The following is a 16477-nucleotide window of genomic DNA, read 5'->3' as shown; positions in this document are numbered from 1 at the left end:
CGCTTTTATAAGTTTATACTGAATTTACTAAGTAATTTACAGATAATGAGATTCCCGTCTCAAAGGATATTTAGGACAGGGAATGGATTAGGTGGAGATGAGTAGAGCATAGATTTTTTAACCATAAGGACTACAGGAATTGTCTAAGGGTATTTTTGTATTCAATAGAGTCTCCACTATAAACAACGTGTTACAGCGTAAAGTAGAGGAAGTTCAAAAATCCAATGAAAAAGAGGATTGATATTGTGATTACGAAAAGTTTTTATTTCACTCATTCAACAGGGGATTGTATTAAAATATTCGAAATCCCTGTCCTACAGGCGCAGCATCCATTATCGTTTCTAATTCAGTCCCGTCTTCAATTATTTATCGCAAAAATTCAAAAACAAAAGCAACCAAGATTTTCGTATTCTTTCCGTGAATATTTGCAAAATTGTTTGAAGTGGAATGATTATTTAAATGTATATAAAACAAATACTCTTGAAAAAAATGCATAATACAGCGTAGGGACAGGGTTAGGAACTCTGTCTTTTTCATTTTAGATATAAAAATATAATTAATTTGATGAAATTTCGTTCCAAATTGTTGAAAGCAATGGGAATACTAGTATAATAACAAGGAGAGCGTATTGGAAAGGGAAGAATATAATATGCAAAAAATTAAAATTGTAACAGATTCAACGGCAGATTTATCACAAGAGGTAATTGAGAAATATGACATTCATGTTCTACCATTATCAATCTCTGTAAATGGACAAACATATTTAGATCGCGTTGATCTACAACCAGATGAATTTATTGAAGAGATGGCAAAATCAGAAGAATTACCAAAAACATCACAACCAGCTATGGGTACATTTGTAGAAATGTACGAAAAGCTAGGGGAAGATGGGAGCGAAGTACTATCCATCCATATGACAGGTGGAATGAGTGGTACTGTTGCAACAGCAAATAGTGCTGCATCAATGACCGATACAAAAGTAACAGTTGTTGATTCTCAGTTCATTAGCCATGCATTAGCATATCAAGTAATTGAAGCAGCAAAAATGGCAAAAGAAGAGCGCTCACTAGAAGATATTTTAAAGCGAATTGAAGAAGTGAGAAAAAATACTCGCCTATATGTAGTCGTAGATACATTGGAGAACTTAGTGAAAGGTGGACGTATTGGTAAAGGAAAAGCGTTCATCGGTTCTTTACTGAATATCAAACCAATTGCAAACCTTGATGGTGGAGCATACAATCCTGTGACAAAAGTTCGTAGTCAAGGGCAGGTTGTAAAGACACTAACTAAAATATTTGAACAAGATACAGCAGGGAAGTCTATAAAAGCTGTTGGGATTCCCCATGCAAAAGCAATTCCTTTAGCTGAAAGTATGAAAGCAGCGATTGAAAAAGCGAGTGGATTCGCACAATCTGAAATTTTCTATACAACTCCAGTTATTAGTACTCATACAGGTCCGGGTGCAATCGGATTTATGTATTTAGCAGAGTAATAAAAAAGCTACTTGAAATATATTTCAAGTAGCTTTTTTATTACTCTATTTGTGGGCAGTAAGACCCCCTACCTCAAAATTCAGCGAAAGCAAAGAAGTTAAGTGGGGGTCGGGCTGCCCATAAAAGCCCGATTATTAGCCTTCACTTTATGTGAAGAGAAAGTAAGAAATAAGAAGGGTTATACAGGCACTACCGCTAATGATATAGCGAGTCTGCAAATATTCTTTCATAGAAAACACCCTTTATGATTTTCTATAGTATATGATGGGTGCAAGAAATAAGTAGTTCCGTTATACGTGTACCGTTTCAATTTTTTCATTTACGTGTTTATCATTTGTTGCATTATTGTAAGTGAAAGTTTGGCCTAAAAAGAGAACATGCAGTTGTTCCCATGGTAACATACGTAAATTCCAGTTGTTTCGAAGTCTAGTTATTGCCTCACGAGGTGTTTCATCTGCGAGTGCGAAAGCTCCGTAGTGCATGGGAATAAAATGCGTAGCCTTTAAATCTAAATAAGCTTGCACTGCCTCTTCGGGTGAAACATGAGATACTTTCATAAACCATTCTGGCTCATAAGCGCCAATTGGCATAAGAGCAATATCAATTGAAAATCGCTTACCAATCTCTTTAAAGCCTTGGAAATAGCCACTGTCACCGCAATAATAAATGGTTTCTGTCGTGTTCGTATTATCAATAATCCATCCACCCCAGTGGGAAGTGTTCATATCAAATAAGGATCTTCTCGTCCAGTGTTGTGCAGGGACGAAGTGGAAAGCTACTTCATTAATGGTTATGCTTTCCCACCAGTTGTATTCTTCAACCTTTGTGAACTTTTTACGAGTAAATAATTTTTTTAGTCCGATAGGTACAAGGTATAGAACATCATCATTTAGCTGGCGAAGTGTTGAAAAATCTAAATGATCATAATGACCGTGTGAAATAAGGACGATATCAATTTTAGGTAATTCTTTTATAGAAAGTCCAGGTTCTGTAAGTCTTGGAACTAGCTTTAATTTATTGGCCCATACTGGGTCTGTTAATATATTAAGTCCATTCGTTTGGATAAGAAAAGTGGAATGCCCAATCCATGTGACAGTCGTTGTTGTAATATTACTTTGCAAAAATGCACTTTGTTTAACGGGTGATTGTTCTACTAAGAAAGAAAAATCTTTTTTGTTCTGCTTTCGTTCTTTACGCCATCGTAAAAAAGAACGAATTGTTTTTTTTGTGCTAACATTATCCATATTTTCATAGCGCTTTGCCATGAACATCACCTCATTTAAAATCGTTGTATTTGTATTGTACCGAAATGTTGTTAAGGAATACAGCGAAAAACATGGATTAATGTTAAAGGAATTGTTAAAAAATAGGGGGGTGTATTTACAAAATTAACAATAAAATTAGTTTTGCAAATACTATTTCGAGAGATAATAGTGAAAAAATATATTTTGTCTAGTAATTCGCTTGAAATAAAGAAGTAACATACGTAAATTCGTACGATTTCGTGAACAAATGAAGTAAACAATTTTCTCGTAGTGTTAACTTTTGTTATGATAAACATAACCTATTTAAATTTAGGATAGAGAAAAGAGGTTTATAAATGAAGCGTTATCAAAAAATAATTGGTCTTATGGTTGTATTTTGTCTCTTTTTACTTGCTGGATGTAGTGAATCAGGCTCAAAGCTTCGTAAACCGTTAAACTGGGACTTAGAAACATTCCAATTTACAAATCAAGACGGAAAACAATTTGGTACAAAAGATTTAAAAGGGAAAGTCTGGGTTGCAGATTTCATGTTCACAAACTGTCAAACAGTTTGTCCGCCAATGACTGCTAATATGGCAAAATTACAGAAAATGGCGAAGGAAGAGAAATTAGATGTTCAGTTTGTATCATTTAGCGTAGATCCTGACCTTGATAAACCAGAAAACTTGAAAGCTTTCATTCAAAAGTTTACAGAAGATACAAGTAACTGGAACCTGTTAACAGGTTATTCGTTAGAAGATATTACAAAGTTTGCAAAAGATAATTTCCAAACACTTGTAGATAAACCTGAGAATGGTCAAGTTATGCATGGTACATCATTTTATTTAATTGATCAAAACGGAAAAGTAATGAAAAAGTATAATGGTATTAGTAATACGCCGTATGAGGACATTATACGTGATATGAAGCGATTAGCAGAATAAAAAGAAGGGTGCAGATTAAAGCACCCTTCTTTTTTTACATTAATCTATGGATAAAGTGTCATGTTGCTGCGGAAGTTTTGGTGCACGAATTTCTAACACACCGTTTTGATAAGAAGCTTTCGCTGCTTTTTTATTAATTAAATAAGGTAACTTAATCATTCTTGATGCTTCTGAAATGGACCGTTCTCGGCGATAATAGTTATGAGATGTTTGCTCTTCTGTCTCTTCAAGTACTTCTTCTTTCACAGAGACTTTTAAGTATTCACTTTGTATTTCAATTTGAATTTGTTCTTTTTGTATACCTGGTAGTTCAGCAGTAACAACGAGTTCCTCACCAACTTCATATAAATCTACAGGGAATGTTAATAAACGGTTTCCTTTTTGGAAAAAATGATTTAAATCAGCGATTACATTGCGAAGTGGTGTCTGCTCAAAGAAATCATCAATTTGCTTTAAATAATTGCGAACTGGTGGGCGAGAAGAATCTTTTTTTTCTTCACTCATGGTATTCCCTCCTAGAAATCAATTTGAAATATCATATGACAAAAGCGGAGAAAGGTGATTGCCTAATTTTCATGTTTTCATAAAAAATTGTTAAAAATGTGAAATGGAGTGATTTTTTTATAGTTTTTGGTCGCCATATTCAGTTGATTATGCTAGTATAAATAGGGTTGATATAGTAGTATAGAGACAGAATGAAAACCGAAAGAGGGTAAGAAGTATGTGTGGTTTTGTAGGATGTTTATGTGAAAACCCTAGAGGGTTTTCAGAAACAGAAAAACATCAATTTGAAAATATGAACACGATGATTTTCCACCGCGGTCCAGATGACGAAGGATATTTTCGTGATGAACATGTACAATTTGGCTTCCGCCGTTTAAGTATCATTGACTTAGAGGCAGGACATCAGCCGCTAACTTATGAAAATGATCGATATGTAATTATTTTTAATGGTGAAATTTACAACTATGTAGAATTACGTGAAATGTTACTTGAAAAAGGTGCAACTTTTGCAACGCAATCTGATACAGAAGTTATCATTGCATTGTATGCACATATGAAAGAAAAATGTGTAGATTACCTTCGTGGTATGTTTGCGTTTATGATTTGGGATCGTGAAGAAAAGAAACTATTCGGTGCGCGTGACCACTTCGGTATTAAGCCATTATATATCGCGCAACAAGGTGATACTACATTCTTCGCATCTGAGAAGAAAAGTATTATGCATGTAATGGAAGACAAAGGAGTTAATCCAAAGTCACTACAACATTACTTTACGTACCAGTATGGTCCAGAGCCAGAAACATTAACAGTTGATGTTAATAAAATCGAGCCTGGTCATTACTTCGTAAAAGAAATCGGTAAAGAGATGGAAATCCATCGCTACTGGAAACCTTATTTCAACGCTTCAAGCGCAACGAAAGAGGAGCATGTCCAAGCAATTCGTGATGTGTTATACGATTCAGTAAAAGTGCATATGCGCAGTGATGTACCAGTAGGTTCATTCTTATCTGGTGGTATCGATTCATCTATTATTGCTTCTATTGCAAGAGAAATGAATCCGAATCTATTAACATTCTCTGTTGGTTTTGAGCAACGCGGTTTCAGCGAAGTTGATGTTGCAAAAGAAACTGCTGAAAAATTAGGCGTTAAAAATCATAACGTATTTATTTCAGCGAAAGAATTTATGGATGAATTCCCAAAAATCATTTGGCATATGGACGATCCTTTAGCAGATCCAGCAGCTGTACCATTGTACTTCGTAGCGAAAGAAGCACGTAAATATGTAACAGTTGTTCTTTCTGGTGAAGGTGCAGACGAGCTATTTGGTGGTTATAACATTTACCGTGAGCCAAACTCACTAAAAATGTTCTCTTATATTCCTAGCCCAGGTAAGAGCGTTCTAAAAGCATTAAGTGGTGCTCTTAAAGAAGGGTTTAAAGGAAAGAGCTTCTTAGAGCGTGGATGTACGCCAATTGAAGAGCGTTACTATGGAAATGCGAAAATCTTCCGTGAAGAAGAGAAAGCTGAATTAATGAAGTATTACGATGAAAGTGTTAACTATATGGATATCACGAAACCATTGTATAACGAAATTAAAGATTATGATGATGTAAGCAAAATGCAGTACATTGACATGTTCACATGGTTACGCGGTGACATTTTATTAAAAGCTGATAAAATGACAATGGCGAACTCATTAGAACTTCGTGTACCGTTCTTAGATAAAGAAGTGTTCGACGTTGCATCTAAAATTCCGACTGAATTTAAAATTGCTAACGGAACTACGAAAGCTATTTTACGTGAAGCAGCACGCGGAATTGTTCCAGATCACGTGTTAGATCGTAAAAAACTTGGATTCCCAGTACCAATTCGTCATTGGTTAAAAGACGAAATGCATGACTGGGCTATAAATATTATCAACGAAAGTAAAACAGAGCATTTAATCGACAAACAGTATGTATTAAACTTACTGGAAGCACATTGTGCAGATAAAGGCGATTATAGCCGTAAAATTTGGACTGTACTTGCATTTATGGTATGGCATCAAATTTATGTTGAACATAAATACGATACGAATAAGTTCCATGAAGAAACAAAACGTGCGTATAGCTTAGTTTAATAAGAAAAACCTTAAGATTGTATATGATCTTAAGGTTTTTTTCATAAATAGAACGTATTATTGATACAATAATAGTAAAAGGATGGACAACATATGATTACGTTTGAGAAAGTAACTTTAGAAAATGAAAGCGTTGTTAAAGAAATGTTCGGTTCGCATAGTTTAGGTGAGAAAAAGGTACAGTATTGTGTAAAAGTTGATGATACATATATCGGTGTAATAGATTATAGTGTTCAAGAGGAAAATGCCATTTTATCTCAATTAATTATTCATTTTGATTATCAAGGTTACGGTTATGGCACAAATACGTATTTCACATTGGAAGAAATGATGAAACAAAGGGGCATAAAAGAGATAAAAGTATTACAAGAGCAATTGACAGAACAAGCTACATCTTTCATAGAGAGCTTTGGTTTTATTGAGGTAGATGAAATGTATGTGAAGAAAATATAACGATGATTAGTTATGCGATAAAATAAATATAAGGCAGGTGGATGTATGACGATGACTTCTGGTCTTGTATTAATTGGAGGATGTTTTATAGTAGCAGAACTAAGCCATAAATACATTCGGAACAGAATGAATAAGAAAAGAAAACCATATGAAATACAATACGTCCCTGTATTTTTCCTTTTGTTTTGTATGCTTGTTACATTACAAAATATAACAAACTTCCCACCACTTTTGAACATTTTTTTAAAGTTCGGTTTATTGTATAGTGGTGCTGGAATAGCTCTTTTATTTATTTTATTTTGCATACGTTATATTCACTATCAATCATATATATTTATTTTAAATTGGTTAAAGCAAAATGATAGAAACCGCCTTACATAAGGTGGTTTTTTTTATTTAGTATCATAATTTTTTATTTATCCCGCTTCAAAATTCAGCTGGAGCACAGAGGTTAAGTGGGAGATCAACTGCCCGTAAAAACCCGATTGGTGAAGGCTAATAATCAGTGGGGGATGAAAGAGAAGTTAGGAGATAAATTAAACTCTAAAGTGTCTATTATTCGCTTCGTGCCAGGTGATGTACTTTTTTATTGGTGGGAGAATACAGAAAATTCCTTTAACTGAGTTGGTATAAGTTGTACAATTAAATCAATTATGAATAAAAGGGGTGGAAAGAATGAAGGTTACTCATAAAGATTGGATCTTGTTTAATGGAAGAATTATAAATACGAAGGAAGAACAGCCGATGGTTGCGTTAGAAGAGCGGGGCTTCCAATTTGGTGAGGGTATTTATGAGGTATTTAGACTATACGGTGGTAAGCCTCATTTATTAGATTTACATTTGGAGCGATTCTTTAATTCAATGGAAGAAATAAAACTAATTCCACCGTTTACGAAGGAAGAGTTAGTAGAAGAATTGCTTCAAATGATTGAAAAAAATCAATTTCAAGAAGATGGGAATGTGTATTTGCAAATATCAAGAGGAGCACAACCACGTAATCATGTATATGAAAAAGATTTACAACCGACATATTTTGCAAATATTGTTTCGTTCCCAAGGCCGATTTCGTTAATGGAAGCAGGAATCAAGGTAACAGTAGAAGAGGATATAAGATGGAAATTCTGTCATATAAAATCTTTAAACCTGTTACCTAATATTATGATTAAAAATAAAATAAACGAACAAGGTTATCAAGAAGCGATATTAGTTCGAGATGGAATTGTAACAGAGGGGTGTCATTCAAATTTCTTTATGGTGAAAAATAATAAATTGATTACACATCCGGCTGATAATTTTATTTTACATGGCATTACTCGTCACTACGTTATTACATTGGCAAAAGAGTTACATATTGAAGTAGAAGAACGAGAATTTTCATTACAAGAAGTATACGAGGCTGACGAATGTTTCTTTACAGCGACACCACTTGAAATATTCCCAGTTGTTCAAATTGGTGATGAGGAGTTTGGAAACGGCGAAAGAGGGCCAATTACGAAAAAGCTACAAGCTGCATATGAGGAAAGTATTAGTTTGTTTAAAGTGATCAATTAATAATGAAGAAAAAAGCTGGTATTCCCCCAGCTTTTTTTCATGATATAATTCAACCATAGGACAAGTTTTGAAAACGCTGTAAAAAGGGGATTTAATGTATGAATTATGCAGATTTTAAAGAAGTAATTCACGGAAGAAGAAGCGTTAGAAAGTTTACAGAACAAGAAGTATCTATTAGCGATATAAAAGAGATAATTGATTGTGCTCGTTACGCACCGAGCGATACGAACTCACAAACGTGGGAGTTCTTGGTTATTATGAATCGAGAGAAAATTAAAGAAATTGAACAAATGACATGGGATGCATTACATAAACTTGCGGCAAAAGCAGCAGAAAATGGAGAAGAGAAAGCAGGGAAATTACTTACACGTTCTTTCGGACCGTATGCGACAGCTTTTTCTGAAGCGCCAGTATTAATCGTATGTTTGGCAACGCCATATGAATCAAAGTTTCGCGAAAAGATATTTGATCCAATTGCCTTCGTTCCTGATTCAGTTTGGGAAGAAGAAGGGATTAAGAGTAGTTGTTTAGCGGCACAAAACTTAATGTTAGCGGCACATGCGAAAGGACTTGGCACTTGTCCGATGACAGGACCGGTATTGTTAGCTCAAGATGAACTGCGACAATATTTACAAATTGAGCCTGAAAAACAAATAAATATGGTTATTTCACTCGGATTTCCGAAAGATAAGCCGAAGAAACTTTCTCGAAAAGAAGTAGATGAGATTACAACATTTATTAAATAATAGATAAAAAAGACATTGTAACGATGTCTTTTTATTTTTTTGGATATTTTGGTGCGATTTTGGGCTAAAATGATGAATAAGGAAGAACTTCTATTTATTGCTTACAAAAAATTAATGTTCTATTAAGGAAAGTATGATACAGTAATCGTGAGCAAGTTAGTATTTGTTCATGAAAGTGTTGAAAACTAGTTTGAAAATATTAAAGTTATTTTTGTATAATAAATTATAATGAAATTACCGGGGGGATGAATTTTGAAGAAATTCATAATCGCTGGATTGTCTGTATTGTTATTAGTAGGCTGTGGTGCTCCAAAGGAAAAAGAGGATGCACAGTCAAATCAGGAAGAACAAGTTGTAAATGCAAGTGATGAGAATATGATTGTATTTCCTGAAGGAACAATGCCAGTTGGAGAAGGAAAAGTAAAAATAATTACACCAGATGGTACTTCTGAAAATGGGAATATACCAACTGTATTCATCAAAAAGGATACTTTAATTCAACAAGTTGAATTAGAACTTTCTAATTTTCAAAACGATATAGAAACATTCGTTTTTGTAGACCAAGTGTATGCAGATAAACATCAAGTAACTAGTACAACACAGACAACAGTACAATTAAAAGAAAAGACTCTTGAGACAGGTAGTCATACGATTACTGCAGTTCAGTATGAAAACAATGACCCGAAAGGAAAAGTCATTAGCTTTAATCAAGCGACGTTTGAAACGAAGCCTGCGTCTTAAGAGGAATAAAAAGTACATTACTCAAAAAGTAGTGTGCTTTTTTGTTTCGCTTTCTAGTAGTAATAAGTAGTAAGAAATCACTTATTACTACTATGCGGAGAAAGAAGTTGAAGATGTGAATCGGTTTGTTCGTATCGTCTTGATTAGTATGATGATGTCAGTAAGTTGGTTTACTATACAAGAGGTTATTCAAATTACGCTCAATTATCAAATCCACGATATGCTAATAGGGACAGTATGTTTTGTCTTTATTTATCGGTTTTATGATAAACTCGGATTGAGGTAAGTTTTACAAGAAAAATGTAGGTATTTCATTTGAAATGTCGAATAGTACATAGGATGTCGTAATAACAAATTTTCTATTGTTTACTGTGAAACAGAAGAAGGAGAGATTGTAGTTATGAAAAGAGCTCTTATAAACATTGATTATACATATGATTTTGTAGCTGAAAAAGGTGCCTTAACTTGCGGGAAACCAGGCCAAGAAATTGAGAAAGAAATTGTACATATAACGAAGCAATTCATTGAAAATGGAGATTACGTAATGTTTGCGATTGATAAACACGAAGTGAATGATGTATATCATCCTGAAGCGAAGTTATTCCCTCCTCATAATATAGCAGGTACAAATGGAAGAGACTTATTCGGTGAATTACAAGATGTATACGAAAAAAATAAAAATGCTGAGAATGTAAATTACATGGACAAAACACGATATAGTGCATTTGCTGGAACAAATTTAGAGATGAAGCTTAGAGAAAGAGGAATAGAAGAAGTTCATCTTGTAGGTGTATGTACTGATATTTGTTTATGAATATTAGGAATCCACTTTCCCTTCAAAGCTTATTATTACAGTAATATCTCATAATAATCCTTCAAGTAACTATCTGTTTGCAATTGAAGGATATGGTTAGCTTTTATTAATCACTAATGTTAAAATATGTATGTAAAAGTAAAGAAATTATTTAGCTAATAACAGAATCTGAAAAGACTCTTTAGAACAACTAATCAGTGTTTTGTATATTGTTGTTACAGTAAATGTTGTTGTAGTTTAATGAGGCGTGACTAAACCTTGATAATTATATACATAAAAACAGACTCTAGAATGAGCTATTTTTTTCGCAGTTAAACAGAACGTATGTTTCTGTGTTGAAACTGTTTCCTTTTTGCACAGTAGTATCCTAAATTGCAAATTAAAAAACATTGAGATAGGAGATGAATTAAGTTGAAGACAAGATTTGATGACATTGTTAGGATTGATGAAATTGGTAGAACAAACAGAATGAAACTAAATGATTTACTTGTTTTGGCAAAGGCAGAGGAATTAGTTCCTGCGAGCGAAGATAAGGAACGAGTAATGGTTATTGGGATTGACTTTCAAAATGATTTTATGGAGAACGGAGAATTAGGGGTTACAAATTCTCATCGAGATATTCGAAATATCACAAATTTTATCTATAAGAACTTAAATAAAATTACCACTATCGCAGTGTCATTAGATACACATGACTTACATCAAATTTTTCACCCTAGTTGGTGGGTGGATAGAGAAGGGAATCACCCAGTCCCATTTACTATTATTACAGTAGATGATGTAGAGGAGGGGATTTGGATAGCGGTGGAAAAGCAAAAAGAAAGCTTAGACTATCTGCGTAATCTCGAAAAAATAGGTAAGAAGCAACTGTGTATTTGGACGTATCACTGCATTGAAGGAACTAATGGGGCGGCATTAGAAGGTCAATTTTCTAATATGATTCATTTCCACTCTATTGCTCGAAACACCAAAATAGAAAAAATCGTAAAGGGAAAAAATCCGTTAAGTGAAATGTATGGGATGATTAAGCCTGAATATGCAGTGGGCGATGAAGGGAATTATGAATTTTTAAATTCATTAAAATCTTACAAAAAAATTATTATTGCAGGAGAAGCCAAATCTCACTGTGTCTTAGAATCAGTAAAGCAAATTGTTGAACATTATACAGATGACCGTTCTGTAACCTCCAATATTTATCTATTAAATGATTGTATGAGCCCTATTCCTAGTTATGAAGAGGAAACAGAAAAAGCATTTGAGCAATTAAAACTAACATATGGAATTCATATTGTTAATTCAACGGATTTGGTGCTTTAACAGCTATGAAAGAATCTTTAGAACTCGTTTTGTTAGGAATAGGATTTTTTAAGAAGAAAAGAATTGTTGATGAACATAAAGAAATAGCAGATTTTAAAAAATAATGTATATCTAAGAATTAAAAGACAAATGGGGTAGGGGATAAAATATGATTGATAACAATAAAAAAGTAATTAGAAGTTTTTTGAAGAACGATGGAAAAATTGAGACTCCTATGGGAGATATAAAAGTAAAGAGAGAAATTGGTGAAGGAGGAAACGCAATTGTTCATACTGCCGACTTTGGAAAAAATGAAGTAGCTATAAAAATATTGGCAGAAGAAGTGGGACAAAACTCTACAAAATATAGGCGTTTTTTAACGGAATTTAAAGAAATTGTACAGTTAGCTGAAACTAGAGCGGTAGTCCCAATATATTATTATGGTCATTTGACAATTGGGGGAAAACAATTTCCATACATATTGATGAAAAAGTATCCTTATACATTAAAATCATGGCTAAAAACCGTAGAAATTAATAATTTCGATACCTTAAACCCTATATTATATAATCTTTTTAAAATTGTATCAGTTATCCATAAGCGGAACATAGTGCACAGGGATTTGAAACCAGAAAATATTTTGGTTGCTACTGATGGGAAGATGGTTTTAGCGGATTTTGGCATTTCGTGGTTTGACCCTGAATTTTATGAAAGACATGCCCAAACAAAAAAAGGTGACAGAATGGCTAATTTTGATTTTTCGGCACCAGAACAGTTTCAAAAAGAAAATACTCCGCATTGTACAATGGATATATTTGCTTTAGGACAAATTATTACATGGATTATTATAGGAAGTGCTACTAGAGGAGATAGAGCTCCTCTTACGGCTCAAGATTCATCTTATGAAGTTATTGAACCAATAGTAAAGAAAATGTTAAGCCATTCTCCTAAAGAGCGTTTTCAAACAATCGAAGAAATAGAGAGGGCGTTGATTGAAGGGTTGAAGGAACCGGATAGTGTTGAGGATGAAATAGATAGATTAAATAATAATTTAAGTGAATTTGATAAATTATTAAGAGTCTCTTTCCCTGGAAAGAATGGTTTAGTAGAAGCAGGAAATCAAAAACGGATTGATTTTGTTATGAATCAGTTAATTGCTTTAAGGGATAATATAAATCTTTGGTGGACGCAAGGTTTTAGCAGTTCACAAATTCATTCTAATTTATCTAAGCTGGATGATGAAACGTGGATAATGGATGGTATTGAAATTCGGGTTGATAAATTATGGGCATTAAAATATCCCGGCTCACTTGATAAACAATGTTTATTGATAAAGACGAAGCCAATGCCACGCTTTGGAATTTATGAAGAAAGGGAAGATGATACTATGGAAGAAGCAGCATGGTTTAGGGATAGATACATCACAGACGCTGAGTACGACGATGGGGTTGCTGATATTGATGGGGAAAGCGTGTTATTAGAGGGAGAGGCAGAACATCGAATTAGAAACCTTTTACCGCAATATTATTTTATTGGGACTGAATATCATCCAATTATATCAATAGCAAATGAGCCAGCAGTGTTTAGTATTCATCAGAAATTACTTGAGGACGGTGAGTTAAAAGAAGAAGATATTAATACTCTTTTTAGACTAAAAAAGCGCAGAATCTTACGATATTAAGTTGAATTTGTCGGTGGGAAAATGGAGAAAAGAAGTATTTATGTGATGTAAATTAATATTGGGTGTTGATATTACAAGGAGTTCAGGTGATGCTTTTCTTAAAATTTATGAAGGATTACACGATGAAAGGTCCTTTTCTTGTATCTCTTGGGGGGGAAGTGATTTATTTAGGTTGGGAATTGTTTAAGATATAGAGCATTGTTGATGAACATAATGAAAATAAAGAAGTTGTAATGAAAAATGAAAATGGAAAAGAAATAATTGCAATAAATATTCCAAAAAGCCACTTCAAAGTTGAGTGGCTTTTTAATAGTGTTTAAAAAAGACAAGGTTTTCTCAAGCGTATTTTTGAAAAATTTGCTTTCGTATACTTTCAGCCGATTTATAAGCTCCTTTTCTATTTTTATATTGTTTTGAATATCTCTATGGCACTCAATTTTACAGTTACCATATATTGTGTTGAGTTTAACTCCAGCTTATTTTGTAAGATTAAATCATATGGATTTTGAATCTTATTGATTTGATAGGGATTTGTTTATATTGAATCCCTTCTAATTTAACAAAAATATTACTGAAGTCCCTGTTTTCTAATGGAACTACGACTTCAGTGATATCTAAATAACTTTCTGTTACAGAAATATCAATTCTGTCGATTGTTATTTCTAAAAATTCTATCTAAACTTAATTATTTGTGTTGTTAAAAGTATGGAATTTTATTTTTTTGTCGGAAATCTAAAATTCACCTATATGAAATTCAGATTAAAAAGATGTAAAAACGAATGATGCATTGAGAGACATGAAAATCTAGAAAAAATGGGATAAATATGGGTTAGAGATAAAGATTGCTAACAGATAGAAAGTTTGATTTTCAAAATTAAGCAAATTATTTTTTGTTAGCAATATGCTCGTGTAGAATGGAATGAGAGAATAGTTTTATTCAATTAAAAAACAGGGATATTTTGATAAAAGTGAGAGTGGATTTTACAGATTTCGTGGTGTTGAAAATCCAATAGGTAAATATCAGGAACTTGAAAAACAACAAAGAAAAATAATTTCTTTATAGATTTTTCTGCCCTGTCTAAACACAAACAAATATTTTAAGCGGGAGAAGAGGATATAAAATGTCTTTTAGCGATTATGAAAATAATTTTTCTAAGGTAATCAAAACGAAACAAATTTCTGCTGTTTTTATATCTGATTTGAGTGAGATGATACCAAAAGAGAATGAAGAAATAGATTTTATATGTGAGTCTATTGTTCAATATACACTAGTTGGTGATGCTTCGGATTCATATAATAGTGAAGAGATTAAAAATTCTATTCTTTACGCCGTTGAAAAGGCAGAAATGGCTAAGGAGCCATTTATGAAATTTAGGTATTATTGGCATTTATTAAATTATGAAAAGAAAAAAATGCTACCAATGAAGAAAATTTTAGAATTAATCCAAGAAGATGAATTATTGCATGAAATGTTTTATGATGAGCCTTGTTTAAAAATGAATGTAATAAATTATGTTTTAAAGTACGGGAAGAACATACAGCCTATTAGGAAAAATATTTGGGATTTAGTAGTAGAATTTTTAATGAAAGATAAATCTCATTTACTTTTAATTATGTCATATGTAGTTCCTTTTATCGAAAGTGAGAGGGATTCGGAAATAAAAAGTCGTTATTATGAGTATATCGTACTTTTGGTGAATGAACTTGAAGTACAATTGCAGAAAGAAGGAAACGATAATTTCTTGGATAGGTTGTATGAAGAAGTAACAGCAGTATCTATACCAACTGTAGATGGAAATGAATTTAAAGAGCGGCAGGCTAATCTTGCATTAAGTATTGCTGAAGCTAATAAAGACCAAATGGCAAAGATTCATTATGCACAAAGGGCTTCTGTTATTTTTTCAGATATAAACAATCAAGAAGGAGCTAGAAAGGCTTTAGCTATCCTTAGTGAATCTATTTATAAATTTGGGACAGACTCACAACAAAGAATACCGCTGAAATTAGGAAAAAAAATTATTAATGATTTTGAAGAAAAATACAAAAAGGTTTTTGAAATTTTTTCAGACCATAATGTATCACTAGAAAATCGTGTTTTTGATTTAGCGTTTCCGGTTATAAGGGATGCTGAGATAAATGGAGAGAAAGGAACACATCTATTTTATAGACCATTTCCTGAATTGAAAACAATTGAAGGCTCGGAAAAAACATTGAATAACTCTATCACTAGCCAACTTCTTTCTTCTATACATTTAAGTGGTAATAAGGTAATTGGAATTGGTAAAAGGGATATAGAAGCGAAATCTCTTTGTTATTCGACTCATTTTCAATCTACTACAATTCCTGCAATGCTAGGTTTAAAGAAAGATAAAGACTTCAACTTGGGGTTTTTATTGAATTATGTACAACGTTCTGAAGTTGTAACGGATAATGACATTGTGTTTATTAAAGAGGCATTAGAACATTTCTACAATAATAAATTTATTTCATTTTTAAGTGTACTTGTACCAACAATTGAATGCTTACTAAGGAGAGTTTATGAACTATATAACGGTACGGACATTGCTACTCAACGAAAAGATAGCAATTTACAAACTACCGTGAATTTATCCGATATCCTTAAGGATGAAAAAGTGAAGCAGAATTTATCTGAAGACTTTATTGGTTACTTGCAGTATTTATTAAATGATGATACTTCTTCGGAAAATATTAGAAATAATATTGCACATCGTTTAACAGATGTAGAGTTTTATAATGAAGGTCGCTCATTAATTGTTTTGCATTTGCTTTTAGTATTAACTACATATTTTAGTCGTGAGAATTGAATCATTATTAAAGAGAAAAAGAACTGCTGAAGAATTGTATCAGCAGTTCTTTTTAAAATAGTAAAT

General features: G+C 32.9%; 14 protein-coding genes and 2 pseudogenes. 14 read left to right on the top strand and 2 right to left on the bottom strand.

Annotated elements, in window-relative coordinates; all coding sequences use genetic code 11:
* Positions 1–245 precede the first annotated feature (245 nt).
* Together COC96_RS01640 and COC96_RS01635 are read left to right on the top strand one after the other, a co-directional pair.
* On the top strand, positions 246–497 hold the full coding sequence (locus tag COC96_RS01640) for a DUF2535 family protein (protein ID WP_141436467.1): 252 nt from the start codon (positions 246–248) through the stop codon (positions 495–497).
* Between the two features lie 152 nt (positions 498–649).
* Positions 650–1492 (top strand): DegV family protein, encoded by an 843-nt coding sequence (locus COC96_RS01635; protein ID WP_098266934.1) that lies wholly within the window; start codon positions 650–652, stop codon positions 1490–1492.
* A gap of 291 nt (positions 1493–1783) precedes the next feature.
* On the opposite strand, the gene COC96_RS01630 is transcribed toward COC96_RS01635, so the two are convergent.
* The gene (locus COC96_RS01630; protein WP_098266678.1) at positions 1784–2758 is read right to left on the bottom strand and encodes an MBL fold metallo-hydrolase; all 975 of its coding nucleotides are present in this window, start codon (positions 2756–2758) and stop codon (positions 1784–1786) included.
* Between the two features lie 335 nt (positions 2759–3093).
* Between COC96_RS01630 and COC96_RS01625 the strand changes: the two genes are divergently transcribed.
* Complete coding sequence (locus tag COC96_RS01625) at positions 3094–3681, top strand: SCO family protein (protein WP_098266679.1); 588 nt, start codon at positions 3094–3096, stop codon at positions 3679–3681.
* Between the two features lie 39 nt (positions 3682–3720).
* On the opposite strand, the gene COC96_RS01620 is transcribed toward COC96_RS01625, so the two are convergent.
* Positions 3721–4185, bottom strand: coding sequence for an Hsp20/alpha crystallin family protein (locus COC96_RS01620; protein ID WP_097905144.1), 465 nt, complete (start codon positions 4183–4185; stop codon positions 3721–3723).
* Positions 4186–4402: 217 nt separating this feature from the next.
* On the opposite strand from COC96_RS01620, the gene asnB reads away from it, so the two are divergent.
* The 11 genes and pseudogenes from asnB to COC96_RS01565 all read left to right on the top strand — a co-directional run bounded on the left by asnB (position 4403) and on the right by COC96_RS01565 (position 16411).
* Entirely contained in the window at positions 4403–6304 is a 1902-nt protein-coding gene (gene asnB, locus COC96_RS01615) for an asparagine synthase (glutamine-hydrolyzing) (RefSeq protein WP_098266680.1), read from the top strand.
* Between the two features lie 93 nt (positions 6305–6397).
* Positions 6398–6757, top strand: a complete 360-nt coding sequence (locus tag COC96_RS01610; RefSeq protein WP_098266681.1) for a GNAT family N-acetyltransferase — start codon at positions 6398–6400, stop codon at positions 6755–6757.
* A gap of 51 nt (positions 6758–6808) precedes the next feature.
* Complete coding sequence (locus COC96_RS01605) at positions 6809–7138, top strand: hypothetical protein (protein WP_088230373.1); 330 nt, start codon at positions 6809–6811, stop codon at positions 7136–7138.
* A 294-nt stretch (positions 7139–7432) separates the two neighbouring features.
* On the top strand, positions 7433–8308 hold the full coding sequence (dat, locus tag COC96_RS01600; RefSeq protein ID WP_098266682.1) for a D-amino-acid transaminase: 876 nt from the start codon (positions 7433–7435) through the stop codon (positions 8306–8308).
* Positions 8309–8406: 98 nt separating this feature from the next.
* Positions 8407–9054, top strand: a complete 648-nt coding sequence (locus tag COC96_RS01595; protein WP_097905139.1) for a nitroreductase family protein — start codon at positions 8407–8409, stop codon at positions 9052–9054.
* A 252-nt stretch (positions 9055–9306) separates the two neighbouring features.
* On the top strand, positions 9307–9795 hold the full coding sequence (locus COC96_RS01590) for a hypothetical protein (protein ID WP_098266683.1): 489 nt from the start codon (positions 9307–9309) through the stop codon (positions 9793–9795).
* A gap of 92 nt (positions 9796–9887) precedes the next feature.
* Positions 9888–10081: pseudogene (locus COC96_RS27835) on the top strand (hypothetical protein); the annotation flags it as partial.
* 114 nt (positions 10082–10195) lie between these two features.
* A pseudogene (locus COC96_RS01580) lies at positions 10196–10606 on the top strand (cysteine hydrolase family protein); the annotation flags it as partial.
* Between the two features lie 414 nt (positions 10607–11020).
* The gene (locus COC96_RS01575) at positions 11021–11926 is read left to right on the top strand and encodes a hypothetical protein (RefSeq protein WP_098768154.1); all 906 of its coding nucleotides are present in this window, start codon (positions 11021–11023) and stop codon (positions 11924–11926) included.
* 148 nt (positions 11927–12074) lie between these two features.
* Positions 12075–13586 carry a protein kinase domain-containing protein gene (locus tag COC96_RS01570; RefSeq protein WP_098768153.1) on the top strand — a complete coding sequence of 504 codons (1512 nt, stop codon included), beginning with the start codon at positions 12075–12077 and terminating at the stop codon, positions 13584–13586.
* Between the two features lie 1121 nt (positions 13587–14707).
* The gene (locus COC96_RS01565; RefSeq protein ID WP_098768152.1) at positions 14708–16411 is read left to right on the top strand and encodes a DUF4209 domain-containing protein; all 1704 of its coding nucleotides are present in this window, start codon (positions 14708–14710) and stop codon (positions 16409–16411) included.
* Positions 16412–16477 lie beyond the last annotated feature (66 nt).

The organism is Bacillus cereus (assembly GCF_002577405.1).
GTDB lineage: Bacteria > Bacillota > Bacilli > Bacillales > Bacillaceae_G > Bacillus_A > Bacillus_A cereus_AU.
Note: the sequence above shows the minus strand (reverse complement) of the source record. Positions and strands in the feature narration are given on the sequence as shown.